The organism is Chryseobacterium sp. NFX27 (assembly GCF_049887855.1).
Taxonomy (GTDB): domain Bacteria; phylum Bacteroidota; class Bacteroidia; order Flavobacteriales; family Weeksellaceae; genus Chryseobacterium.
Genome location: NZ_JAGEKK010000010.1, coordinates 64,634 through 89,663 on the forward strand (window position 1 = coordinate 64,634; position 25,030 = coordinate 89,663).

A 25,030-nucleotide genomic window follows, 5' to 3' on the forward strand; every position below is an offset into this window, starting at 1 on the left:
TTAATTGTTTAATTACGGTTTAAATGCCTGATACTGGTCTTTAAATTTCTGGTAAGCCTTTTCATCAATAGTGAATTCTCCGTACCAAACATAGTCGAATATATAAGACAGTCCTGAAAATTCATTTTTAAGATGTTCTGCTTTAAGTTCCATCATATAATCCTTATTTGTTTTTTCAGGATTCCAGCTGATCAGCTTTTTATCGCTCAGCTTTTTCAGGGCAAATAAAAACTGGTAACGAACCGCTGAACGATAATCCTTCTCCCTTTCAAATTTCACAATACTTTCGGGAAAATTAATCTCGTGAATATTCTCATGAAGCTCTTGTGCATTAATATCCACTTTTTTATTTTTCTTGCCGAAGAAAAAATTTCCATCTTTGCTTATCAGGTATTTAATGATAAAATAAAGAAGAAATCCTACCAGAATAATGGCAAAAAGCCGGATAAGAATGGTGGTTATTTTTGCAGAATTAGTAAAAACGGTTTCTCCAAAAATGCTTTGCAGAAACTTATCTATTCTTCTCATTAGTTTTTGAAAGAAAGATTCTTTCGGTTTTGAAACTGAATAATCAAATTCATTTCCTTTATATCTTGACTGAATATTTTCTCTGAACTTCTTTGGATAAATCTTGTTTTCTGTAACCGGTTTTCTGATCAGTACCGAATCTGCCCGGAGCATATTTCTATAATGCCCGGTTCCCAAAGAGTCTGCAATATAGTCTTCTACCGTTGCAGGTTCATGCCCATTCTGTGCATGAACAGGACCAATGGAGATAAAAAGCAGCAGAAAAAAAAGAAGTTTATTCATTAATGCCTATGGTTTCTATTTCTTCAAGTTCAACTTTCTGGTGAAGATCCGTCCTGCTGTCATAATACATCAGTCCCGCATTGATATACATCAGATTGGAAAGGAGTAACGATGCAAGCATTGAAAATCCATAGAATATAAAGAAAATGATTCCCGCTGCTCCTGAAAAAGGGTTCTCTTCAAAACTCCCATTTGGAGCAGATGTAAGAAGTGATCCGTAAACAAAGAACAAAGGAATAAATGTAAATACAGAAGTAATCATGTACATAATAACAAACATGATAATAGAGGCACCCCAATATTTCCAGTAGGGAGATTTTTCGTTCCCGTTCGGATAAGAGAACTGCGATCTTATGGAATAGCTCAAACTTTCTATAAAACCTCTTTTTGTGTTAAAATAATCATACATCAGAAATGCAGAGACATTGAATGCTGTAGGATAAACAAGCAGCATCAGGAAAAAACCAATGATAATCAACATCAATACATAAGAGAAACCTATCAGGATCATCATTATAGGAAGCACGATAAACAGCATTCCTATGCACATTTTAGCAATTCTTCCGGCATTTCTTTTGAAATCACCCAGAATCTCATCTGTCTTTACCTTTTGGGCTCCTTCAGTAATCCTTTTCAGATAGAAAACCGGATACAGATAATTGACTATTCCCAAAAGGACAAAAAGTACAAAGACCAGTATTCCTGCGACGATCAGCATTCCTGCATTCTCTGAGAAATACCTTTCGAAATAATAGCTTTCGCCACTGATATTAGAGCCGACAAGCTGCCCGAAAATTTCTCTAAAGCCAAAAATCACGACAGCAACTGTTAAGATTAACAGCAGCCCGTTGATCAGGATATAGTTTTTAAAATAGTTTTTTCCGTATAATTTGAAAAAATTAAAGCTGTCACTGATAAAAGCCCCAAATTCTCTTTTTTTATAAAACTGCATCATGGTTGTGATTATTAATTTTTTTATAAACCACCGAAGGATAAACAAAGTAGTAAAACCCTATAATGGCAAGTGAGCTGATGATTATGGCTAAATTTACCACCAGCGGCATTTTCAAAGCATGCCTGGTGACGTAACCTTCGATAATTCCTGCACAAATGGTAAACGGAATGGTACTGAGGAAGATTTTAAAGGAGTCCTTAAACCCTTTTTTAAAGGAATTAAATCTTGAAAATGTTCTCGGAAACAGAATGCTTGCTCCCAGGATCAAACCGCACATAGCTTCTACAACCATTGCAAAGATCTCGAAAACACCATGAAGCCAGATTCCTCTTGCACTGTCTTTCAAAGCACCGTAATCATAGAAAAAATATTGAAAGGATCCCAGCATAACGCTGTTGGAAAGCAGAGCAAACAGTGTCCCTACTCCTCCCATTATGCCATAAATATATAATTTCGCACCTACTCCAATATTGTTGAAAATAATTCCGATTGTGCTTCCCCATGTAGAACCACTTTGGTAGATCCCTACAGCATTACCTTTTTTAATATTCTCTATGGTCTCATTGACATAGTCTTCTCCAAGAATGATATTGGCAAAGTCTTTATCATATGCTCCGGAAAGTACTCCAATCGAGGTAAACAGAGTGAAAAACAGAAAAGCATACATAAGATATCTTCTGTATTGATGTACCAGCAAGGGAACTTCTGTCCTGAAGAAATAGATGAACCTGTTCTCTTCTACCCTTTTGGTTTTATAGATCTTCTGGTATATTTGTGAAGACAGATGATTCAGATATACCGTTGTATTACTTTTAGGATAATAGGTCTGTGCAAATGAAAGATCATTGATCAGGTTGATATACAACGAAGACAGGTCATCAGGATTTTTTTTTATTTTCCCTTGAATAACCTGTTCAATTCCCAACCATTTTTCTTTATTTTGTTTAATGAAATAAACTTCTCTCATAATTGTAAGGCTAAAATAATAAAAATTATGTCTCAAATTGCGATAAATACCTCACAAAATGTAAATATTAACTTTAATATTGCCAGTGTTGGAGAAAGAATGCTTGCCTTCATTATCGATCTTTTGATAAAGGTTGCTTATGCCGTTATCATATTTTATCTTTTTTTCAATATTTTTGATCTCGGGTATTTATTGTCCGGACTGGATCAATGGTCTGTCATGGCAGTTTATATTGTTCTCACATTTCCTGTGTATATTTATCCCGTTGTTTTAGAAAGCCTGATGGAAGGACAGACGCCCGGAAAAAAACTGATGAAGATCCGGGTAGTAAAAATTGATGGCTACCAGGCGAGCTTCGGTGATTATCTGATCCGGTGGGTTTTCAGACTGATCGACACATCTGCAGCCGGTGTTGTCGGCCTGATCTCTATGATTGTTTCCAAAAATAACCAACGGCTGGGCGATATTGCGTCCGGTACAGCAGTGATCTCATTAAAGAATAACATTAATATTTCCCATACCATTTTAGAAAACATTAATGAAGACTATATCCCTTCATTTCCTCAGGTCATTGCGTTAAGTGATAATGATATGCGGATCATTAAGGATAATTATACCAAAGCTCTGAAAGTAGATGACCGCCAGATCATCAGCCGGCTTTCGGATAAGATCAAAAGTATTTTAAAACTGGAAATAGATCCCAGGAAGATGACGGAGAGACAGTTTATCAATGTGGTAATTAAGGACTATAACTACTATACGGGGAAGGATAACTGATATTTCTAATGATCAATTTGCTTCGCAAGTAAATGGTTTAATTGGTAATGTTAAAAAATATTTTCTGTACTTAATAAAGTTTAAAATTGACTGCGAAGCAAATTCACTATTCACCATCCACTATTCACCGTTAACATGATCCATCGGTGCAATTTTTGCATCTTTAAAACAAAGTTTGAATTATGAAATTTGAAAACAACAAATCAGGAAACGGCGGCGTCCTTACGCTGAACAATGAAATAAAAGAAGTCGGAAGACTTACCTATACTATTTTTCCGGAAGAAAATAGGTTTATTATTTCCTTTGTACTGGTTCATCCGGAATTTGAGGGCCGGGGAATGGGTAAATATCTCGTTGAAGAAGCTATAAAATTTGCCAGAGAAAATAACTGGAAAGTATATCCCCACTGTTCCTATGCAAGAGCTGTGATGACAAGGATGAGCAATGTAGATGATGTCTTTTTAAAGAATTAAAACTTCGTTGACCAAAATTTCCTCAATATCATCCGGGTAATCTACTTTTAAGTGATGGTCTGAAGCAACCCATTCCATAATTTCCTGAAGGTTTAACACTTTAGAATTCGGAATCCCCATAAGGTCCAATGCGCTGGCATTGCATTCCTGTTCATACTGGTTATGAATAGGGATTACAAACAGTTTTTTATCCAGAAAAAGCGCTTCTGCGGGAGTCTCAAAGCCTGCATTGCACAAAATGCCATCGCAGCTTTCAAAGTATTTCAGATACTGAACCTCGTCAATAGGGAAAACTTCTACATTTTTTACTTTAACCTGTACTTTGCTGTGCTTGGAAAATACTTTCCACTCTACAGGAATCTGCTTTAAAACCTTGATGATATTTTCATCCGCAAAGCTGGGAAGATAAACGAGATAATATCCTTTTTTATCCGGGTTAAGGTTTCGGATTTTATGCCTGATGACCGGTTTTTTGATCTGAGGATGGTAATTTTCAAAATGAAAACCTATTTTCCTTTCACTGGGAACATAATATTTCAGGATCAGCTCACCCAGAAAATCTTTCTTTTCAGGCTTGGGTGTTTCAGGAAAGCTCATGGAAGCCTGATGGCTCAGTTCAATCATTGGCAGCTTCTTCAGCTTACCGGCCCAGCCGGTCAGAGGCTCGTAATCATTGATGATCAGATCATACTGTGAAAGATCCAGCTCTCTGATTGTTTTTACAGCTTCAAGAAATTTATTTTCGGTAAACGTTTTGCGATAGGATAAACCGCCTGTTTTGTTATAAAGAAGAGAAATACCTCTATGTTGGAAATTAATGTCAAAATCAGCCTTTAATTGTGACTGGTGGCCACTGATCAATGTATCAACCGAAGCATATTTTTTGAGAATGGGAATTATCTCCTGTGCTCTGGCAACATGCCCGTTTCCTGTCCCTTGAAAAGCATACAGTACTTTCATTTAAGAAAAATTGGTTACTATTTTCAGAAGCTCGGAACTGTCCATGTCCTGGATCTCTTCTGCTTCGTCATCTTTAAGTGAATCTTTGTGGTCGTCATAATAAAATATTTTCCATTCTTTATCATGATATTCGAGGGCCGAGAGGTTTTCTATCCAATCTCCTGAGTTAAGATAAGTACAGGATCCTTTTTTAGTGATGACTTCGCGGATCTGTGGCTGATGGATATGCCCGCAGATTACATAATCATACTGATTGTCTATGGCCAGTTCGGAAGCAGTCAATTCAAAGTCACCGATATATTTAACTGCTTTTTTTACATTATTTTTGATCTTCTTGGAAAACGAATATTTCTCTTTACCCATTTTCTCTAGAAACCAATTGACCACATTATTGATGACAATAAGGAGATCATAGCCTTTCCCTCCAAGCTTCGCAATCCATTTGGAATGCTGAACAGACGCATCAAAAACATCTCCATGAAATATCCAGGTTTTCTTTTGATCAATATCAAGACATATCTTGTTGCAGACCTTCAGTTTCCCCAATTCAAAATCCGTAAACTTTCGGAACATTTCATCGTGGTTACCTGTAATATAGTAGACCTGTGTATTTTTTGTAGCCAATGAAAGGATCTTTTTGATCACTTTCAAATGAGGTTTAGGGAAGTAAGACTTTTTAAACTGCCAGATATCAATAATATCACCATTCAAAACTAACGTTTTAGGCTGGATAGAATTGAGATACCGCAACAGTTCTTTAGCCTTACATCCATAAGTTCCCAAATGAACATCCGATATGACAACTAGCTCAACGTTTCTTTTCATAGTTTTATACAAAGAAACTAATTGAAAGTTAACTGTATATGAATGCTATATTATTTTTACAGTGAGTTCATCAGCTCATTTGTGATTTCCATATTGTGATAAACGTTTTGCACATCATCATCATCTTCAAAACGCTCAAGCATTTTCATATTGGCTTTGAACTGCTCTTCATTGACTTCTTTGATGTTGTTAGGAATTCTCTGAAGTTCTGCGCTTTTTGCTTCAATCCCCAGTTCATCTAATTTATGTGACAAGGAGCCGAAATCTTCGAAAGCTGTAGTGATCATTACTTCATCTTCATCTTTTTCTACGTCTTCAGCACCACCATCAATCATTTCCATTTCAAAATCGTCCCAATCCATCTTGATTTGAGAAAGATCCAGGCTGAAGATTCCTTTTCTGTCGAAGATGAAAGCCAATTCACCATTCTTACCCAGATTACCGTCAAACTTATTGAAAATTGCTCTTACATTGGCAACAGTTCTTGTTGTATTGTTGGTTGTACATTCAACAAAGAAAGCGACACCGCCTTGTCCGTATCCCTCGTAAGTCACTTCTTCGTAGTTTTCCGCATCAGCACCACTTGCTTTTTTGATCGCTCTTTCTACATTGTCTTTGGGCATATTGGCACCCTTGGCATTCTGGATACATCTTCTTAAAGCAGGGTTAGCTTCAGGATCTGTTCCTCCGGCTTTCACTGCCAAGGCAATATCTTTACCGATCTTAGAGAAAGTTTTGGCCATTTTATCCCATCTGGCCATTTTAGAAGCTTTTCTATATTCAAATGCTCTTCCCATTTTAATTTTTTAAATTTTCAACAAAATTAACTAAAAGTCAACAAAAAAAAAATACCCCCAAAAAATTGGAGGTATTTATTATTTAGAAAAATTAATTATTTTCTTTTTTTAACTACTTTTTTCTTAGTAGATTTTTTAGTAGCTTTTTTCACTGGAGCATCAGCGTAATCTTTCTTAGCGATTGCATTCCACTCGTTAGCATCTTCAACAGCAGTTACAACAACTTTTCTGTCAGCTTGTCTTTCTGCATCAGAAGCTTTTTCAGAAACTGTAGCTTTAGTTTCACCAACACCGATTGATTTAAGAGAGTTAGCATCAACACCTCTAGCTTCTAGAGCAGAAACTACTGAAGCAGCTCTTTGTCTAGAAAGTTTCAAGTTGTATTCAGCAGCACCTTTAGCATCAGTTTGACCTTCAACTAGGTAGTTACCTCCGTCAGTTTTGATGATTTTAGCAGCATTATCTAGTTTAGCGCTAGATTCTGGTCTGATAGTCGCTTTATTGAAATCAAAGAAGATACCTTTAAGTGCTTCTGTAGTTTCAATAGCAGTTTGCTTCTTAGGCTTAGGACATCCGTTGTATTCTGGAAGACCTGGAACTGTAGGACAAGCGTCATCTTTATCTAAGATTCCGTCACCATCTGTATCTGGCCAAGGACAACCGTTGTTTTCCGCAGGACCTGCTACTGTAGGACAAGCATCATCTTTGTCGATAACACCGTCACCATCTGTATCTGGCCAAGGACAACCGTTGTTTTCAACTGGACCAGCTACCTCTGGACATTGATCGTCTTTATCTGGAACTCCGTCACCGTCAGTATCAGGACATCCTTGGAATTCTGGTAAACCAGGAGTATCTGGACAAAGGTCATCTTTATCTAGGATACCATCCTTATCTCTGTCTCTGTTACCGAATCTGAATAAGATTGATGCAGAAGCTTGCCAGAAGTTAGCAACTGTAGATTTGTCACCTGGAGTTGATACATAATCACCCTGAACACCAAGACCGAAGTTCTTAGTTACCCAGAAGTTAGCACCAGCACCTGTAGAAACTGTAAAGTGGTTAGCTTTACCGTTTTCGTTACCACCGTCTCCGTTAGAAATAGCTTCACCTCTGTAGTCGTTTCTTGGGAAAGTAAGAGCAGTATAATCATGTCTCAGGTAGTTAGCACCAACTCTCAAATATGGATCGAACCAAGATTCTTCATTCCATAGAAGACCAGCTGCTTTAGCCTGGAAACCAAGACCTGTCATTAGGAAAAATTCTTTTCCCATGTTGAATCTCTTATTGTCTACATTACCTACAGAAGTCTGCCAGTCGATAACTAAACCTTTACCGATGTTTCTAGCAACTGTTAATTTAGATAATGGAGGTGTAATAGAGAAGTTGTTCATATTGAACATCGTCTTCGTTAAATTATTAGCAGAGAACGTATTACTAAAGTTGTTTCTCTGTGCCTTGTGATTTTCCGCATGAGCACCAACTCCGATCAACCACGGATTATTGGTAGTCTGGGCAAAGACAGTAGAGGCAACAGTAAGCGCCAATGCTGAAATTCCTAATTTTAGATTTTTCATAGAATTAAATGATTAAATAATTGATAATGCAAAATAAATATAATTTTTCTTTATATACAAAGTTTTTTGAATGATTTTTAACTTTTCTTTAATATTCTGTCCAGGTTACGTTTATTTTCTCTATCTTTTATCGCCTCCCTTTTATCAAAGAGTTTTTTCCCTCTGGCAAGCGAAATGAGCACCTTTGCTTTACCCTTGTCTGTGATATATAATTTAAGAGGTATAATTGTGTTACCAGCATCCTTTAACTTTTTTTCAAGTTTCTGCAATTCTTTTTTGTGCAACAGCAATTTCCGTTCCCTTTTTGTTTTGTGATTGTAAAAAGTTCCCAGTTTATACTCATCAATCATCATATTAATAATGTATAACTCCCCATCAATAAACTGACAAAAGGATTCTGTAATAGATGCTTTGGACGAGCGTAAAGATTTTATTTCTGTACCCGTTAAAACCATCCCTGCTTCATATTCTTCAAGGATTTCATATTCGAAACGGGCTCTTCTGTTTAATATGCTAACTGTTTTTTCGATCTTCATTGTAAAAATTCGTGATTATATTGATAGGGTTACGTTCAATCTTCATTAAACCGCCCCTTTGGGACTTCGCTCTATTTATTTTGTTAATGAAATATAGGAAAAATACCCCATATTTAAAAACTTGACTATTACATTATTACGAAATACCCAAATTCTTTTCGTAATTTTGCGCCAAATTTACAAAACTATATGTTAACAGTATCTAACTTATCTTTACAATTCGGGAAAAGAGTTCTTTTTGACGAGGTAAATATTATGTTTACCAAAGGAAACTGCTACGGGATTATCGGAGCAAACGGTGCGGGGAAATCTACATTCCTTAAAATATTAACAGGAAAGCAGGATCCTACTACAGGGCATGTATCTTTGGAGCCGGGGAAAAGAATGTCAGTTTTGGAGCAGGATCACTTTGCTTATGATCAATTTACCGTTCTTGAGGCTGTTTTAAGAGGAAATAAGAAATTATACGAAATAAAAGAAGAAATGGATTCTTTATATGCTAAAGAAGACTTTTCTGATGAAGACGGAATCAAGGCGGGTGAGCTTGGTGTGATCTATGATGAAATGGGCGGATGGACGGCAGAATCTGATGCTCAGACGATGCTTTCAAATGTTGGGATTAAAGATGATATGCACTGGCAGATGATGGGTGAACTTGAGAACAAGGACAAGGTAAAGGTTCTTCTGGCTCAGGCTCTTTTTGGAAATCCTGATGTACTGATCCTGGATGAACCTACGAATGACCTTGATATTGATACGATCTCTTGGTTGGAGGATTTCCTTGCTGACTATGAAAACACAGTAATTGTTGTTTCTCACGACCGTCACTTCCTGGATACGGTTTGTACGCACATCGGAGATTTAGACTATGCCAAACTTAACCTTTATACAGGTAACTATACTTTCTGGTACCAGGCTTCTCAGCTGGCAACAAGACAGAGAGCTCAGGCTAATAAAAAAGCAGAAGAAAAGAAGAAGGAACTTCAGGACTTCATCGCAAGATTCAGCTCTAACGTTGCAAAAGCGAAACAGGCTACTGCCAGAAAGAAAATGATCGACAAGCTGAACATCGACGATATTAAACCTTCTTCAAGAAGATATCCTGCCATTATTTTCGAAATGGAAAGAGAGGCCGGAGATCAGATCTTAGATGTAAAAGGACTTGAGAAAACAAAAGACGGAGAACTTTTATTCTCAAACATCGATTTAAATCTTAAGAAAGGTGATAAAGTGGCTGTGTTGTCTAAAAACTCTTTAGCGATCACAGAATTTTTTGAGATTCTGGCAGGAAACGTTCAGGCAGATAAAGGAACAGTGGCTTGGGGAGTTACTACAAACCAATCTCACATGCCGTTAGATAATACCAATTTCTTCCAGGAAGATCTAAGCCTAGTGGACTGGTTGAGACAATTTACCAAAAACGATGAAGAGCGTCATGAAGAATTTGTAAGAGGATTCCTGGGAAGAATGCTTTTCTCCGGTGATGAAGCTTTAAAATCCTGTAAAGTACTTTCAGGAGGTGAAAAAATGAGATGTATGTTCAGCAGAATGATGCTTCAGAAAGCTAATGTTCTGTTATTGGATGAACCAACTAACCACCTTGACCTTGAAAGTATCACGACTTTAAACAACTCCCTGTCTAACTTCAAAGGAAACCTTTTATTGGCATCTCATGACCACGAAATGCTTCAGACAGTCTGTAACAGAATCATTGAACTGACTCCATCTGGTATCATTGACAGAGAAATGACTTATGATGAGTATCTTGCAGACAAAAAAGTAAAGGAAATCAGAGAGAAAATGTATTCTTAATTTTTTAAGAACATTAAACCTAAAATAAAAAAATTCCTCAAAGTTAACTTTGAGGAATTTTTATTTTATGAAGATTGAATTATTTGGTAAGCTTCGTTTTAGGAATAGCAACTGTTCCCGGGTCTTTCCATACCCCATCCTTCTCAGCTCTCTTCTTAATCGCCTGCGCTCTTTTTTCACTGTCAGGGTGAGAATTGAACATTTTCTCAAAGCCTGTCTGAGTACTCCCTTCTGAAAGCAAAGCCAGCTTTTTGAATGCAGAATAGGCTCCCACTACATTGTAATTATTAGCTTTCATAAAGTCATAAGAATAAGTATCCGCCTGAGACTCCTGCTTTTTGCTGTGTGAAGCATCCAAGAAATCATTGGCCATCTTCCCTACCTGACTTTCATTCAATGCTGCCACAGTTCCCGATGCAGATGATGCTGCATCTAATGCTGCTGCCTTCATGTAAGCAGATTTAATGGCATCTTTTGTATCCTGATTTTTTACGTGTCCGATCTCGTGTCCGATTACTGCTAATAATTCATCATCCGTCATGATATCCATTAACGAAGAAAATACGCGAACGCTTCCATCTGCACAGGCAAAGGCATTGATATCTTTTACTTTGTAAACTTTATAGTTTAAAGCAAGCCCGTCCTGGGATTTATGTTTTCCGAAAAGCTTATTAAGTCTCACTGTATAAGGATCTTTAGGTCCTGCAACCGGATTGTTCTTGTCCATCCAGTCAACCGATTCTTTTGACAGTTTCACAGCGTCTTCATTGGTAAAAGTAAAAGCTTTTGCTCCTTTAGAAACAACGCCAGCCGCTTTTCCAAGATTAATTTTCTGTGCTGATACTGCATTCATAGCGCCTAAGAATAAAAGGCAGAGTGTGATTTTTTTCATGATTATTTTTAATTTGGACCGCGAAGATAGAAATTTTTTTCAACAATCAGTAAGTCAAGTTCAACCTTAATCATTTCAAAATGCTATTTTTTTTCCTTATTTTTGTGAAATGAGTCAGAAATGGATTTACAAGCCCGAGCCCGATGAGGAAGTTGTGGACAGATTAAGTTCGTCACTTGGTTTTGGTACTTTTGAATCTAAACTCCTCGTTCTAAGAGGGATTGACAATTATCAAAAGGCCAGAGAATTTTTTAAACCTAACCTCAACGATATTCACAGCCCGTTTTTAATGGCAGATATGCAGAAAGCTGTAGAACGTATCGCAACTGCAATTGAAAATGGCGAGAAAATACTGGTTTATGGAGATTATGATGTAGACGGAACTACGGCTGTTGCTTTGATGTACCTTTACCTCAGCAAAATTGTTGAAAAAAAATATTTAGATTATTATATCCCCGACAGGAATTCTGAAGGATACGGAATTTCTACCGAAGGTATTGATTTTGCCAAAGAAAACGGTTTCTCCCTGATCATTGCTTTAGACTGCGGTATCAAAGCGACCGATATGGTACAATATGCCCAGGACAAGGGTATTGATTTTATTATCTGCGACCATCACCTTCCGGGTGAAGAGATTCCCAATGCAGTAGCTGTTCTGGATCCGAAAAGAAACGACTGCAGATATCCTTTTAAAGAACTTTCAGGATGTGGTGTGGGCTTTAAGCTTTGCCAGGGACTGAATACCATCTACAAAATTCCTGAAGCCGAATTATTTGAGCTGACTGATCTTCTGGCTATTTCCATAGCAGCGGATATTGTCTCAATGACCGGAGAAAACAGGGTTTTAGCTAAAATGGGATTAAAAGTTCTCAGAAAAACAAGAAACCTTGGATTAAGATTATTAATTCCTGAAGATAAACTTTCTCATTTTGAAATTTCAAATATTGTGTTTGAAATTGCTCCAAAAATTAATGCTGCAGGGAGAATTTCCCAGGGAAAGGCAGCCGTAGAGCTTATGGTTTCTGACAACCTGAAACACGCCAACCAGATCGTCAGCGATATTATGGACCTTAATGACGAAAGGCGTGAGCTTGATATGAATTCCACGCTTTCTGCACTGAATCAGATTGTTGAATCTCAGCAGCAAACGAAGTATTCCACCATTGTTTACCATCCTGAATGGAATAAAGGGGTGATCGGTATTGTGGCGTCAAGACTTATTGAGACTTATTACAAGCCCACTTTGGTATTTACTGACGGTAATAATGGGGAAATGGTGGCTTCTGCAAGATCCGTTTCTGATTTCGATGTACATGAAGCCCTTGATATGTGTTCTGAATATTTCCTTAAGTTTGGCGGGCATCATGCCGCGGCAGGACTTTCTATGGAAAAGGACAAATTTGAGGCTTTCAAAATAAAATTTGAGAAAATAGTCTCTGAAAAGATCCAGGAGCATCAGCAGGAACCTTCTATTACGATAGATTCTGAGATCAAAGTTGACGAGATCAACAGGGAATTTATCAATTTCCATAGAAAGCTGGCACCGTTCGGTCCTCACAATATGAAACCTATTCTTACGCTGACTGACCAAAAACTGTCCGGTTATGTAAAAACAATGGGAAAAGACAACAATCACCTGAAGTTTTACATCAAACAGGAATCTACCGGCAGAAATATAGAATGTGTGGGCTTTAAGCTTGGACAGTATGTGGAAGATTTTAAAAATAAAAAGTTTGATCTTGCCTTTACCTTAGAGGAAAATCACTGGAAAGGAAATGTAACGCATTATTTGAATATAAAGGATGTGAAATTCAGAGATTAGGAATCAGTAAACAGGGATTAGGGCTCATGGGGAACTATAAAGAATTATTGGTATGGCAAAAATCAGTACATTTTGTAACTGAAATTTATACTTGTATCAAAAATTTTCCAAAAGAAGAAATTTATGCTCTTACAAGCCAGATCCGACGCTCTTCAGTTCTAAATGCTCAACGCTATTATTACAAAGTTACAATCCAACCCTAATCCCTAATCTCTTAAATCTAAGCCCTGACACTCATGAAAAAAATTGGCTTATTTTTCGGTTCTTTTAACCCGATCCATATCGGACATTTAATTCTGGCTAATTACATCCTGGAAAATTCTGATATGGATGAACTGTGGTTTGTTGTAAGTCCGCAAAACCCTTTTAAAGATAAAAAATCTCTACTGAAAGATCATAACAGATTGGATATGGTACAGCTTGCCGTAAAAAGCTATCCGAAAATGAGGGCTTCAAACGTAGAGTTTTCACTTCCTAAACCAAGTTATACCATTGATACACTTACGTATCTTCATGAAAAATATCCCAACTGTTCCTTCAGCCTGATTATGGGCGAAGATAACCTGGACAATCTTCATAAATGGAAAAACTCCGATATTTTGATCAAAAATCACCATATTATTGTTTATCCACGTGTTTTTGAAGGAGAAAAGAAAGATTCTGAATATCTCCAGCACGAAAATATTTCTATCATTAAGGCTCCGGTTATTGAACTTTCCGCCACGGAAATCAGAAATATGATTAAAGAAGGCAAGAATGTACGCCCAATGCTTCCTCCGGAAGTCTTTGAATATTTGGACGGAAGCAGTTTTTATAAGTAATTTTACAAATAGAAATTAGAAGCTGGATATCAGAAGTTAGAAACTGATCGTTTCAAATACTGCTATTATCATCTTTTAACTTAATTCAAGACATGGAATTCATCGAAAAATTTTTCTCAAAATACCCTCAGGAAAAAGTCATTAAATGGTTCAAACAAATCTGTTTGGCTGAAGCTATTTCGTGGTTTTTCCTATTCACAGCAATGACCTGGATACGCATTGATCCGGAAGGAGTTTTTCCTATTGTATATATCAGTACTATCGGCAGCATTCACGGATTCTTTTTTACGCTTTACCTCATCTTTTTACCTGCTATAAGAAAAATATACACTTGGGATGATGAAGACAGCGTCTTCGCTTTAATTGCTGCATTTTTCCCTTTTGCTACCATCTGGATAGACAAAAAACTGGCCCGATTCGACCGGGAATAATATTTTTTTTATAAATTTTTCTGTTTTGCTGTAACAAAATTCTTGTTGCAGTTGTCTTATTGTGTATAAACTCAAAAGTATTTGAATTTTAATTTAAAATTTTAACACTTGTAAATCAGTACGTTAAATTCATATTAAAAATGTTTTAAGTACTTTGTATTGCATGATACTGTTTTTATTATATATCTTTGCAATGTTAAATAATAACAGATACAAGCTATTAAACCACAAAAAATAATAATCATGAAAACTCAGATTCTAATTGCCGCCCTATTTTTCAGCGGACTGGCAGCTGCCCAGCAGTCAAAAGATACCCTGAAAGTAAAAAACATTGAAGCTGTCAATATCAAGAAGCAGGTTTTCAAAAAACAAAGCGACCGTTTCATTTATGATGTAGCCTCCTCACCTATTGCAAAAGGAACCAATACATTCAATCTTTTGAAACAAACTCCAATGCTCTCAAGCATTGACGGGAAATCTTTAAAGATTATGGGAAAATCTGATGTGGTGATCTACATCAACAATAAAAAGTCCAATATGGATGCTGAAGCCCTGATCGAAATGCTGAAGGGAACTCCATCTGAAGATATTCAGAAAATAGAGGTGATCACAACACCGGGAAGTGAATTCCAGGTAGAGTCCAATGAAGGGGTCATCAATATTGTCATGAAAAAAAAGAAAAGTGACGGCTACAACGGAACTTTGAAGATGAATAATGAGCAGGCTTACTACAATAATCCTTCTGCAGGAGCTTCATTCAATTTCAGAAAAAACAAGTGGTCTGTGAATTCTAATTTCAATACGGGAAGCTGGACAGACCGCGAAAGATATACTTTATCCAACGGAGATTCCACTTTTAGAAATGAGTCTTTCGGATATAATGATGATCCAAACAAAAATATAGGGGGAAGCGTGAATATTGATTACGAGATCAATAAGAACCACAGTTTAGGATTCACCTACAACATGAGATACAATAAGAGTTTCAATTCAATTCTTGATGTAACGAACTGGCAAAACGGCGCACTTGTCAACAGAACCGTCAATAATGAGAACGCCCAGACAAGAAATCACTCTTTCAATCTGAATTATGAAATCAAAACAGATTCTATCGGAAGTAAACTTACTTCTAATATTTCTTATTTATGGTTCAACAGGGATAAAATGAGTATGAATGAAAGCTTTCCGCTCAATAAAGATAAGAAAAATATATACAGTGCGTTGCAACAGTCGGTCCCTCAGATCATTAATAATTATGCCGCGAATATCGACTATCTGAAAAAAACAGTTAAAGGCAGTACATGGCTGATGGGCGTAAGTTACAACCACACCAATACGGATAATGATACGAGACAGGATGATATTGTAAATGGAGTGATCATCAATAATGTGAATCAGACCAATCATTTCATTTATAAAGAAAGAATTTTGGGTGCCTATCTTACGTATGAAAGAAAGCTAAGTGAAAAACTTTCAGGAAAAGTAGGAACACGTTATGAAATGACCCGAAGCAGCGGCGAGATTATTGGTAAAACAAGCTTCGACAGAAATTATAATAACCTTCTTCCCTATCTTAATTTAAATTATGCCATTAACTCTGATCATAATCTTACCTATAGTTTTTCGAGCAGGATCAGAAGGCCAAGATTTTGGGAGCTGAATCCTTCGAGAACATATTTTACGCCTAATAATTACACACAGAACAATCCTTTCATTCTTGCTTCTAAGTTTTACAATCAGGAACTCAGCTATATGTACAAGAATGCTTTTTTTGCCAATCTGAGCTTCAATTATGTAAAAGATGCTTCCAACCAAATACCACTGCAGGGAACTGTAACCGGGCCGGAAAAGGATGCAAATGGAAACACCGTAATTACTACCAGAAGGTTCTTAAGATATATAAGAACGAACTATGGTGACAACAAACAGTTTGGATTGACCTTGGGAATGAACAAATCCTGGTTTCAGGATATCTGGACAACCAATTATTCAGTGAATCTGGGCTATAATATCTATAAAGGCTCTGTAACGGAAGATCCTACTTCGGTTCCTGTAGCAGACCAGACAGAAGTTGTTGAACCTTATATTATCAATTTCAAAAACTTCAATATATCCGGTAATATCAATAATACCGTCCGTCTTTCATCTAAGAAAGACTGGTTCCTGGGCGTTAATTATTACTACGGCAGCAAAGTGAAAATTGAAAGCGGGACATTAGGCGTAAGACAGAGCTTTGATGTGAGCTTAAAGAAAATTATGGGTAACTGGACCTTTGTAGCGGAAGTGTATGACGTATTTAACCAAAACTATAACAGCATACAGGGAATACAGCCTAACGGAAGCTATAATAATGTTGTCAATTTCGAATATCCAAGAATTCTGAACATCGGGGTAACCTACAATTTCGGAAATCAGAAACTGAAAAAGGCAAGAGAAATGAAATCGGCCAACGATGCTATAAAGTCAAGAACTTAAGTTTTAAAATTACAATCACCACAACCACTCCGTATCACAACAGCATTTAAATAGAAGAATCATGAAAAAGATCATTATACTGGCAGCAGCTATATCAGGAAGTGTCATTTTTGCGCAGGAAAAAAAATCCGACACGGTAAAAGCAAAATCAATAGAAGGAATTACTCTTACAAAGCAGGTTTTTAAGAAACAAAGCGACCGTTTTGTATACGATGTTGCAGCCTCACCGGTTGCCAAAGGAAATACCACTTTTGATCTGCTGAAGCAGACTCCTCTTCTTTCCTCAACGGATGACAAAACATTAAAGATTGCCGGAAAAAATAATGCACTGATCTATATCAATGGTAGAAAAACCAATATGGATGCCGAATCCCTGGTTCAGTTCCTGAAAAATACACCGGCTGAAAATATTCAGAAAATAGAAGTGATTACTGTTCCGGGAAGTGAATTTCAGGTGGAATCATCAGACGGAATTATCAATATTGTTCTGAAAAAGAAGATGAGTGACGGTATAAACGGTAATATGAGGATGGCAAATTCCCAAAATAAATTCAATGGAAGCTCTGCAAGCTTTTCAGCTAATTACAGAAAAGATAAATTGGGCATCAGCGCTAACCTCAATGGCAGTGAAAATATTGAAGCCCAAACTTATACTTTGAAAAACGGGTACAGTGAATATTCTAATGAAAGTACGGGAGATATTAATGATCCAAACAAGAATATAGGAGGTTACCTTAATGTCGATTACCAGCTGAACGATAATAGCAATCTGGCTTTAACATGGAATACATGGGCCAGCAAGAGCTATAATTCTACAGTAGATTTACTAAACACAGTAATAGCATATGATAAAGACAAAAAGGAGTATGTAACCAGCTTTACAAATTCAAGAAATAAAGATAATTCCCGTTCATACAACAATTCTGTAAACCTGAATTACGAATGGAAAATAGATTCTTTAGGCAGTAAACTTAATCTTAATGCGGCTTATTTAAACTACAAAAGATTACAATATACTGATAATGGTACCTGGATACAAGATGACATGGAAAAATATACTATCCTTAAACAGCAGGTTATCCAGGATTTACCACAGCTGATCAATAATTTTTCAGGGACTGTAGATTATATTAAAAAATTTAAAAATGATTTCACCGTATCGCTGGGAGGAAACTACAATAAAACCAAAACAGACAATGACACCCAGAATTTCACCTATGCCTATAAATATAATCCTATTACGGTAACAACAACTTTATACCCCAATCATTTTATATATGATGAAAATATCTATGGGGGTTATCTAACATTGGAAAAGAAATTTTCTGACAAGCTTTCAGGAAAAATAGGAACCAGGTATGAAATTACAAACAGCTTAGGAACTTCCGACAATGCACCGAGTGCAGAACTGCGCAGAATTGAAAGAAAGTATAATAACCTTCTTCCTTATCTAAGTCTTAATTATGCTATTAATACAAATAACAATATATCCTACGCATTTTCAAGCCGAATGAGAAGACCGAGTTTCTGGGAAATAAATCCTGTGAGAAATATCTTGACAGAGAACAACTACACACAGAATGACCCGTTTGTAAAAGCTTCCTCCAACTATAATCAGGAACTTACTTATATGCTTAAGAATTCATATTTCCTGATTTTGAATCATTCATACATTAAAGATGTAAGTACCCAGGTACCATTACAAGGATTTGCCAAATCTCCGGATGGCACTCTGAGTAAAAATTATGTTCTGCGATATATCCGAACCAACTTCGGGGACCGACAGGAAATGTCTGCCATGCTTGGAATGCAAAAGTCATTCTTTAAACAATATTTAACGACCAACTTTAATGTAGGAGTACAGCATAATATTAACAACGGTTCATTATCCGTAGACCCAACAACAGGCGATACATTCTGGGATAAAGACGGTAATCAGCTTTCATATACCAACAAAACCAAGTCTACCAGTATTGTTATCCAAACCAATAATACCATCCGCTTAGATAAAGCGAAAACATGGTTCCTGGGAGTAAATTATTTCTTCGTGGACAAACAGCAGATTGAGCTTGGGACTCTTAAAAATCTAATGAGTTTGGATATGAGTTTAAAGAAAATATGGAATGAGTGGACGTTTGCTTTAAATGTAAATGATATTTTAAAAACCAATATCGTTGAAATTGAAGATTATCAAAAAAACGGCAATTATAACTACATCCATCAAAACAGATATAATTTTGGCATGACCTTCAGTATTGTTTACAACTTTGGAAACCAAAAGGTTAAAAAAGTAAGAAATATCGAAACGGCTGCCGATGATATTAAAAACAGGACAAAATAAAAAACATCATTCTTCATATCAATTATTTTTGTGGTAAGACCCGTCGGAAATTCCGGCGGGTTTTCTATCTTTATCATTATGGATAAAAGTAGTTTCATAACCATTCTGTGCTTTTTTTCAATCTGCCTTCTTTGGACCGGCTGCAAAGAAAAAACAGTGGCTTTGGCTAAAGACATTATTTTTGAAAAAGAAGAAAATATCCGGTATGGAGATGATCCCGGACAAAAATTAGATCTCTATATTCCTCAAAACAGAGACTCAATAAAGGGTGTCTTTATTATTATTCATGGAGGAGGATGGCGAAGCGGAGACAAATCCCAGCTTACCTTCTTTACCCTTTCAATGATGAAAAAGTTTCCTGATTATGCTTTTGCCAATATGAATTACAGATTGGCAGATAAGCATTCTTTTATTCTTCCCAATCAAACAAAAGACATTGATAATGCTTTAGATTTATTAGTTAAAAAATCTGTGGAAATGAAGTGTAAGCCTAGATTTATTTTGCTTGGGAACAGCGCAGGTGCACATTTATCGATGTTATACGGATATAATAGAATTTTCGACCATAAGCACAGAACAAAAGTGAAGGCAATTGTCAACATTGTAGGACCTGCTGATTTAAATAATGCTGATTTTAAAAATTATTCTGACTATTCTTTTGTTGAAAAACATATGATTGATTCATCAAAGCCAACTCCAACAGATATTACCAGTTTAGATATCCCGAATCCTATTTTTTGGATTAATGAAACATCTCCGCCTACGCTCTCTTTTTATGGCAACAGAGATCAGGTGATTCCTTTATCTCAAATGAGAAAATTAGATTCTGCTTTGATTCAACATAAAGTAAGGCATGAAACCTACGAATTCAACGGCGGCCATCTGGATTGGGACCAAGCTCCTAATGATGAATTCCTGATCGATAAAATTGCCGCTTTCCTTAAACAGACCGGTGAAAAATAAAAACGCTTTGAAACTCTCAAAGCGTTTTATTTTTTATTCAGATTTTACGGTTTCCGTTCTTTCCGAAATTCCATTCGAATTGAAGGCTTCGATCTGGAAATAGTAAGAATCAGTCCGGTCGGCTCCGGTAAAGAAATATTCATTCTTTCCGTATACCATGATACTTCCGTATAGTTTATCCGGAGATTTCCCCCAATAGATCACATATCCGTCTGCATCCTGATTCTGCTGCCATTTCATCCAGATGCTTCTTCTTTCACCGTATTTTTTAGGGTCAGCTCTTAAAGGAACAAATCCTTCCACTTTCTTTGGTTTTTCTCCTGCTCCTTGCCCGAAGACTCTGAAACCGCTCAATGCAAATTTCCCAGTAGGCATTTTCAGGTTTTCCATTTTCAGAAACCTTGCCTTGACAGGCTTTTCGAGCTCTATATAATCATGGGGAACATCTTTGGTGTTTTTACTTTTATCTACGACAACATTCCAATTCTTTCCGTCATTAGATCCATAGATCTTGTACTGATGCATTTTGCCTAATGTTTTGCCCAAAAATTCAACATCCTGATCCGCATAGTTGATCTGTATTGCATTGATTGTGGAAACTTCGCCAAGATCTGTCTGAAACCACTCTCCGGAATTACCTGTTTTCGCACTCCAGTAGGTCTTGATATCTTCATCTACCGCTAGATTCGGCTGATAGCCGCCTAAAGTGGAGGAAACCTGAACCGGCTTATTATAATTCAGCAGCATCCATCCTGCGAAAAGACCTTTTGAAAAATCTTTTCCCTGAGCAAACTGCGGGAGATAGGTGGGGTAATCTCCGTAAGCCGTATTGGTATACATTACATCATCCTTATCAAATCCTGCCGGCCAGATCCCCAGCCGTCTTTCAAAATTATTTTTAGTGGAAATAAAGATCGTTGATACATGCCACCAGTTTTTGTAATTGTCTTCAAAAGTGGCTCCGTGGCCTGCTCCTCTTGCAAAACCTCCGGGTTTATAGGAAAAAGGATTGTGCTGCTGATATTCAAAGCCTTCCAGAGGGTTTTTGCTGACATAAACTCCATCGGAGTATCCACTGAATTCGGTAGCCGGAGCTCCATACTGCATATAATATTTTCCGTTGTGTTTCGTCATCCATGCGCCTTCCACAAACGGCTGAAGAAAAACATTGTCATTATATTCTCCAAACCTTTCCCAACCGTGATCTTCAGGCTTCAGTTTTATAATAGGTTTTACAAAACCTTCTGACTGCAGGTTTTTAACCTTCACTTCGGTTCCCAGAAGCGGCCATTCATTACTGGATCCCCAGTAGAGGTACAGCTTATTTTTGTCCTCATCATAATGGAATGCAGGATCCCATGCCCCAACTTTTAAAGTATCCACCGCAATTTTCCAGTCGTCTTTGGTAGGATTGGTACTTTTCCAGATCGGAAAATCCTGTTCCCAGGTAGATCCGTAAACGTAAAGGGTATCTTTCATTTTCCAAACAGCGGGCGCGTTCAGATCGTGGATATATTTATTGTCTCTCAGAAATTTTCTCTTCACAAACTTCCAGTCCAGCATATCATCGCTGTACCAGTATCCTTCCTGGTTGGTAGAAAAAAGGAATAGCTTATTTTTAAAATTAACGATTACCGGATCGGCGGTAGCACGGTGTTTTCCCTGTTTCGAGAAAGCTTCGAACGGCGTATAGCCATAATCAATATTAATCGGGTTACAGAATGTCTTCTGCTGGGCACCAACGAATATTCCCAACAGAACAGCGAATGATAAAAAGTACTGCTGTATCTTCATAGTTTTATTCTTAAAGAACAAATTTAGTTAACTTTTTTGTCTTTTGTCTCAATTTGAAAAAATGAAGCAGGTTAAAAAAATTCCGGCCTTGAAAACAAAACCGGAAGAATATTTAAATCAATTGTTATTAAAACTGTTATTTTTTTGGAAGGAAAACCTCAGCAAGCATACATCTCGCACTTCCTCCTCCATTCACTTCAATAGTATTCAGATCTGAATAAATGATCTCACAGTATTTTTCTATGGCTGCCACCTGATCAGATGTTAAGGACTGATAAGCGGTCTGGCTCATCACCAAAAACTTCTGCCCGTCTTTGTTCTGAACCTGAAGCATATTTCCTGCAAACTGCTGCATCTGCTCTTCGGAAATTTCCACGATTTCTTTGCCTGAGTTTTTTATGGTTTCAATTACCTTTTGTCTTTCCAGTTCATCATCAATACAGTCAAGGCATATCACCACAAATTGGTCAGCCACACACATCATAACATTGGTATGGTAAATTGGAAGTCTCTCTGCACCTACAGTCTGGTAAGAATGGAAAACGATGGGTGTAAATCCATACTTATCACAAAATTCTCTGAACAAATTCTCGTCAAGCCTTAGAGAAACCGAGCCATAAGCAATCTTATTATCATGGTCGAAGATCATGCTCCCTGTTCCTTCCAGGAAATGACCCTGGGTTTCAGGAAATGACCAGTCGTCGATTTCTGCAACTTCAAATCCCTGATTTTTGATACTTTCAATAATATCCTCTCTTCTTTCCACTCTTCTGTTTGAGGCGAACATCGGATATAGGACAACTTTCCCATCTTTATGGAAACTTACCCAGTTATTCGGGAAAATAGAATCCGGAGTATGAGGATCCAATGTATCTTTTATAGTGATCACATTTACCCCTTTGCTTCTCAGTTTCCCAACAAAAGTGTTGAATTCTGCCAAAGCTTTAGACTGAATATCGGAACCTTTCTGTTCTACCTGAAAGTAATTATTTTCTGCGGTTTCCGCATTATAACCGAATGCAATCGGCTCTATCATTAATACTGTATCTGTTGTTTGCATTGTAACTGTGTTTTTTGAGTCGGAGTGTTTGAGAGTCGGAGTGTTTTTGTATTTAGAAGTTTTTTCCAGATTTGTTTTCCGGAGAAAATGTACACCACATTTCTGACTGATTTATCATACTCACCAACATTCCTATTATTTGATTGTATTGGCTATTTAAATTATTAGATTGTTCTTCACTGATATAATTACAGGCGAGAGCAAATTGAAGCCATGTCTGAGTTTCTCGTGCCTCACCTTCAGAATCAGTTAATTTGGCAATAAAAGATTTTCATATTTTCTTTTTCCCCAAGCTTCACTTATATTAGCGGAAACGGATCGTGATGATCTTCTGATTTGATCCGTAAGAGAATACTGTTCTTCTTTAGGAAAGGTTTTTGTGAGTTCATAAATCTGCATAGCCATTTCAAAAGACTTTTGAAAAACTTTTAAATCCTGATGAAATTTAACTGTTGGCATATGCACACTTTATTTTAACAAATATAACACTCCTACCCTAAAACACGATAACTCTTCTACTCTCTTACCAGCGGCATTGTGGAACATCTCAAGAGGCCACCCATTTTGGAAATTTCTCTGTAAGGGATTTCTTCTACAGTCATTCCCCATTCATTTCTCAGGTGATTGTTCATTCTTGTAAATGTTTTATCCGAAACAACAACTTCAGGAGAAATGGAAAAGATGTTCGGGAACATTTCAAACATCTCTTCATCGTTAAGATGGAAACAGTTTTCTTCCCCAAAGATATCGATGATCAGGCGGTAATCGCTTTCATCCACGAATCCGTTTTTATAGATGAGGCATTTATCCTTTCCTACCGGATTGAATGTGCAGTCCAGATGTAAGATCCCTTCAAACGGAATTTTATCATTTTTCTTCAATTCAAGATCGATGATTCTTTTCTTCGGAAAATATTCTTTTAGAATTTCGATAGCATATTCGTTGGTTCTCGCTGTTTTATAGTTTCTGTAATCTTCACTGAAGCATGTTCCTATAAAAAGAAAATCATCCCATACAATGACGTCACCTCCTTCAATGTGTGCTGTTTCCGGAAGATTGATGATCTTTCTCCACGCTACTTTTTCAAAAACTTTCTTGTAAGCATCCTGCTCATCAGCTCTGTCGGCGATCACATTTGAGATGATCATTTTATCGTCAATCACAAAAGCCACATCTCTTGCGAAAACCTGGTTATAATCTTTGATAATGCTTGGACGGAATACTTCTACGTCATATTTCTTCAATACCGCTTCAAAAGCATTCATTTCATTGATAATATCCTCTTCTTTAGGATACATATTGTGTTCGATAGAGTAATATGACTTGGCATCATAACTCTCCTCTAGCGTGGGAACAGCTCCCATTGAATTAGGCTGACCTAGAACAACTGATTTCAGCCTGCCCGTTTCGTTTTTAATGTTTAGTTTCATAAAGATTTATGCAATACTACAAATATAAGTAAAGGTCTCTATCTGGAAAACATTTGATTTGTTTTATATCTCAAATTTGATTTTAATGGGGTATAATATTAGAGAACAGGCTTTATTTCTCTTCATAATACTTTCTGTTGATCAAGGCAGCACATTAAATCCAGCAGCACAATAAATCTACAACTGACTATTTTTCATCTACATAAGAAATAAAAAACAGTATATTTTACAAAATAAATTCATATCTTAGTGATATAATTTCAATTGAATTATAAATTAAAATTTAACTATTAACATCAAAAAATCAAAATCATGAACAAGAAAAATTCAGTGCTGAAAAATGCACAAAAATTAGGAAGAAGCGAGCAGAAATTAATCACAGGAGGAGGGATAACCAGACCCAGATACTGCTGCGAGTGGGACGAAAACGGAAACTGTACCATCTGGACGTGTGGTAACTGTGTTTGTCCATAATTAAAAATAATAAACCTGCTTTTGATAAGCAGGTTTTC

Annotated in this window: 25 protein-coding genes; 11 read left to right on the top strand and 14 right to left on the bottom strand. The window is 36.8% G+C overall.

Annotated features, from left to right (window positions below; all coding sequences use genetic code 11):
• Positions 1-12: 12 nt before the first annotated feature.
• Genes J4Q03_RS12880 through J4Q03_RS12890 form a run of 3 tightly spaced genes read right to left on the bottom strand, consistent with a single transcriptional unit; the run spans position 13 to position 2,732 of the window.
• Complete coding sequence (locus J4Q03_RS12880) at positions 13-810, bottom strand: DUF4129 domain-containing protein (RefSeq protein WP_426048571.1); 798 nt, start codon at positions 808-810, stop codon at positions 13-15.
• A complete protein-coding gene (locus J4Q03_RS12885) occupies positions 803-1,765 on the bottom strand; it encodes a DUF4013 domain-containing protein (protein ID WP_426048572.1) in 963 nt (320 codons plus the stop codon). Before J4Q03_RS12885 ends, J4Q03_RS12880 begins: the two co-directional genes overlap by 8 nt.
• Positions 1,749-2,732, bottom strand: a complete 984-nt coding sequence (locus tag J4Q03_RS12890) for a stage II sporulation protein M (protein WP_426048573.1) — start codon at positions 2,730-2,732, stop codon at positions 1,749-1,751. Before J4Q03_RS12890 ends, J4Q03_RS12885 begins: the two co-directional genes overlap by 17 nt.
• Positions 2,733-2,759: 27 nt before the next feature.
• Here J4Q03_RS12890 and J4Q03_RS12895 point away from each other — a divergent pair, with 27 nt between their 5' ends.
• Both J4Q03_RS12895 and J4Q03_RS12900 read left to right on the top strand, forming a co-directional pair.
• Positions 2,760-3,509: an RDD family protein gene (locus J4Q03_RS12895; protein WP_426048574.1), complete on the top strand. Its 750-nt coding sequence runs from the start codon at positions 2,760-2,762 to the stop codon at positions 3,507-3,509.
• A 182-nt stretch (positions 3,510-3,691) separates the two neighbouring features.
• Entirely contained in the window at positions 3,692-3,982 is a 291-nt protein-coding gene (locus J4Q03_RS12900; RefSeq protein ID WP_426048575.1) for a GNAT family N-acetyltransferase, read from the top strand.
• Here the strand turns inward: J4Q03_RS12900 and J4Q03_RS12905 are convergent.
• The 5 genes from J4Q03_RS12905 to smpB all read right to left on the bottom strand — a co-directional run bounded on the left by J4Q03_RS12905 (position 3,971) and on the right by smpB (position 8,677).
• Positions 3,971-4,942, bottom strand: coding sequence for a glycosyltransferase family protein (locus tag J4Q03_RS12905; RefSeq protein ID WP_426048576.1), 972 nt, complete (start codon positions 4,940-4,942; stop codon positions 3,971-3,973). The genes J4Q03_RS12900 and J4Q03_RS12905 overlap by 12 nt on opposite strands.
• A complete protein-coding gene (locus tag J4Q03_RS12910) occupies positions 4,943-5,767 on the bottom strand; it encodes a UDP-2,3-diacylglucosamine diphosphatase (protein WP_426048577.1) in 825 nt (274 codons plus the stop codon).
• Positions 5,768-5,823: 56 nt separating this feature from the next.
• Positions 5,824-6,564, bottom strand: a complete 741-nt coding sequence (locus J4Q03_RS12915; RefSeq protein WP_426048578.1) for a YebC/PmpR family DNA-binding transcriptional regulator — start codon at positions 6,562-6,564, stop codon at positions 5,824-5,826.
• Positions 6,565-6,659: 95 nt separating this feature from the next.
• Positions 6,660-8,141, bottom strand: coding sequence for an OmpA family protein (locus J4Q03_RS12920; RefSeq protein WP_426048579.1), 1,482 nt, complete (start codon positions 8,139-8,141; stop codon positions 6,660-6,662).
• 77 nt (positions 8,142-8,218) lie between these two features.
• Positions 8,219-8,677: an SsrA-binding protein SmpB gene (smpB, locus tag J4Q03_RS12925; protein WP_223608803.1), complete on the bottom strand. Its 459-nt coding sequence runs from the start codon at positions 8,675-8,677 to the stop codon at positions 8,219-8,221.
• Between the two features lie 189 nt (positions 8,678-8,866).
• Here smpB and J4Q03_RS12930 point away from each other — a divergent pair, with 189 nt between their 5' ends.
• Positions 8,867-10,489 carry an ABC-F family ATP-binding cassette domain-containing protein gene (locus tag J4Q03_RS12930; protein ID WP_426048580.1) on the top strand — a complete coding sequence of 541 codons (1,623 nt, stop codon included), beginning with the start codon at positions 8,867-8,869 and terminating at the stop codon, positions 10,487-10,489.
• 79 nt (positions 10,490-10,568) lie between these two features.
• On the opposite strand, the gene J4Q03_RS12935 is transcribed toward J4Q03_RS12930, so the two are convergent.
• Complete coding sequence (locus J4Q03_RS12935; protein WP_426048581.1) at positions 10,569-11,381, bottom strand: M48 family metallopeptidase; 813 nt, start codon at positions 11,379-11,381, stop codon at positions 10,569-10,571.
• Positions 11,382-11,490: 109 nt separating this feature from the next.
• Between J4Q03_RS12935 and recJ the strand changes: the two genes are divergently transcribed.
• The 7 genes from recJ to J4Q03_RS12970 all read left to right on the top strand — a co-directional run bounded on the left by recJ (position 11,491) and on the right by J4Q03_RS12970 (position 20,234).
• On the top strand, positions 11,491-13,203 hold the full coding sequence (gene recJ, locus J4Q03_RS12940) for a single-stranded-DNA-specific exonuclease RecJ (protein ID WP_426048582.1): 1,713 nt from the start codon (positions 11,491-11,493) through the stop codon (positions 13,201-13,203).
• 26 nt (positions 13,204-13,229) lie between these two features.
• A complete protein-coding gene (locus tag J4Q03_RS12945) occupies positions 13,230-13,406 on the top strand; it encodes a four helix bundle protein (RefSeq protein ID WP_426048583.1) in 177 nt (58 codons plus the stop codon).
• A 33-nt stretch (positions 13,407-13,439) separates the two neighbouring features.
• On the top strand, positions 13,440-14,024 hold the full coding sequence (gene nadD, locus J4Q03_RS12950; protein ID WP_426048584.1) for a nicotinate (nicotinamide) nucleotide adenylyltransferase: 585 nt from the start codon (positions 13,440-13,442) through the stop codon (positions 14,022-14,024).
• 92 nt (positions 14,025-14,116) lie between these two features.
• Positions 14,117-14,455, top strand: coding sequence for a DUF3817 domain-containing protein (locus J4Q03_RS12955; protein ID WP_426048585.1), 339 nt, complete (start codon positions 14,117-14,119; stop codon positions 14,453-14,455).
• Between the two features lie 243 nt (positions 14,456-14,698).
• Positions 14,699-16,930, top strand: coding sequence for a TonB-dependent receptor domain-containing protein (locus J4Q03_RS12960; protein ID WP_426048586.1), 2,232 nt, complete (start codon positions 14,699-14,701; stop codon positions 16,928-16,930).
• Positions 16,931-16,991: 61 nt separating this feature from the next.
• The gene (locus tag J4Q03_RS12965; RefSeq protein WP_426048587.1) at positions 16,992-19,271 is read left to right on the top strand and encodes a TonB-dependent receptor domain-containing protein; all 2,280 of its coding nucleotides are present in this window, start codon (positions 16,992-16,994) and stop codon (positions 19,269-19,271) included.
• 78 nt (positions 19,272-19,349) lie between these two features.
• Positions 19,350-20,234 carry an alpha/beta hydrolase fold domain-containing protein gene (locus tag J4Q03_RS12970; RefSeq protein WP_426048588.1) on the top strand — a complete coding sequence of 295 codons (885 nt, stop codon included), beginning with the start codon at positions 19,350-19,352 and terminating at the stop codon, positions 20,232-20,234.
• A gap of 33 nt (positions 20,235-20,267) precedes the next feature.
• Here J4Q03_RS12970 and J4Q03_RS12975 read toward each other — a convergent pair whose 3' ends face one another.
• The 5 genes from J4Q03_RS12975 to J4Q03_RS12995 form a co-directional block, all read right to left on the bottom strand.
• Positions 20,268-22,028, bottom strand: coding sequence for a discoidin domain-containing protein (locus J4Q03_RS12975; protein ID WP_426048589.1), 1,761 nt, complete (start codon positions 22,026-22,028; stop codon positions 20,268-20,270).
• Positions 22,029-22,164: 136 nt separating this feature from the next.
• Positions 22,165-23,088 (bottom strand): citrulline utilization hydrolase CtlX, encoded by a 924-nt coding sequence (gene ctlX, locus J4Q03_RS12980; RefSeq protein WP_426048590.1) that lies wholly within the window; start codon positions 23,086-23,088, stop codon positions 22,165-22,167.
• A gap of 52 nt (positions 23,089-23,140) precedes the next feature.
• On the bottom strand, positions 23,141-23,350 hold the full coding sequence (locus J4Q03_RS12985) for a four helix bundle protein (RefSeq protein WP_426048644.1): 210 nt from the start codon (positions 23,348-23,350) through the stop codon (positions 23,141-23,143).
• Positions 23,338-23,547 carry a four helix bundle protein gene (locus J4Q03_RS12990; protein WP_426048591.1) on the bottom strand — a complete coding sequence of 70 codons (210 nt, stop codon included), beginning with the start codon at positions 23,545-23,547 and terminating at the stop codon, positions 23,338-23,340. Before J4Q03_RS12990 ends, J4Q03_RS12985 begins: the two co-directional genes overlap by 13 nt.
• A gap of 56 nt (positions 23,548-23,603) precedes the next feature.
• Entirely contained in the window at positions 23,604-24,518 is a 915-nt protein-coding gene (locus tag J4Q03_RS12995) for a dimethylarginine dimethylaminohydrolase family protein (RefSeq protein ID WP_426048592.1), read from the bottom strand.
• Positions 24,519-24,830: 312 nt separating this feature from the next.
• Here J4Q03_RS12995 and J4Q03_RS13000 point away from each other — a divergent pair, with 312 nt between their 5' ends.
• A complete protein-coding gene (locus tag J4Q03_RS13000; protein ID WP_426048593.1) occupies positions 24,831-24,992 on the top strand; it encodes a hypothetical protein in 162 nt (53 codons plus the stop codon).
• The last annotated feature ends 38 nt before the right edge of the window (positions 24,993-25,030 follow it).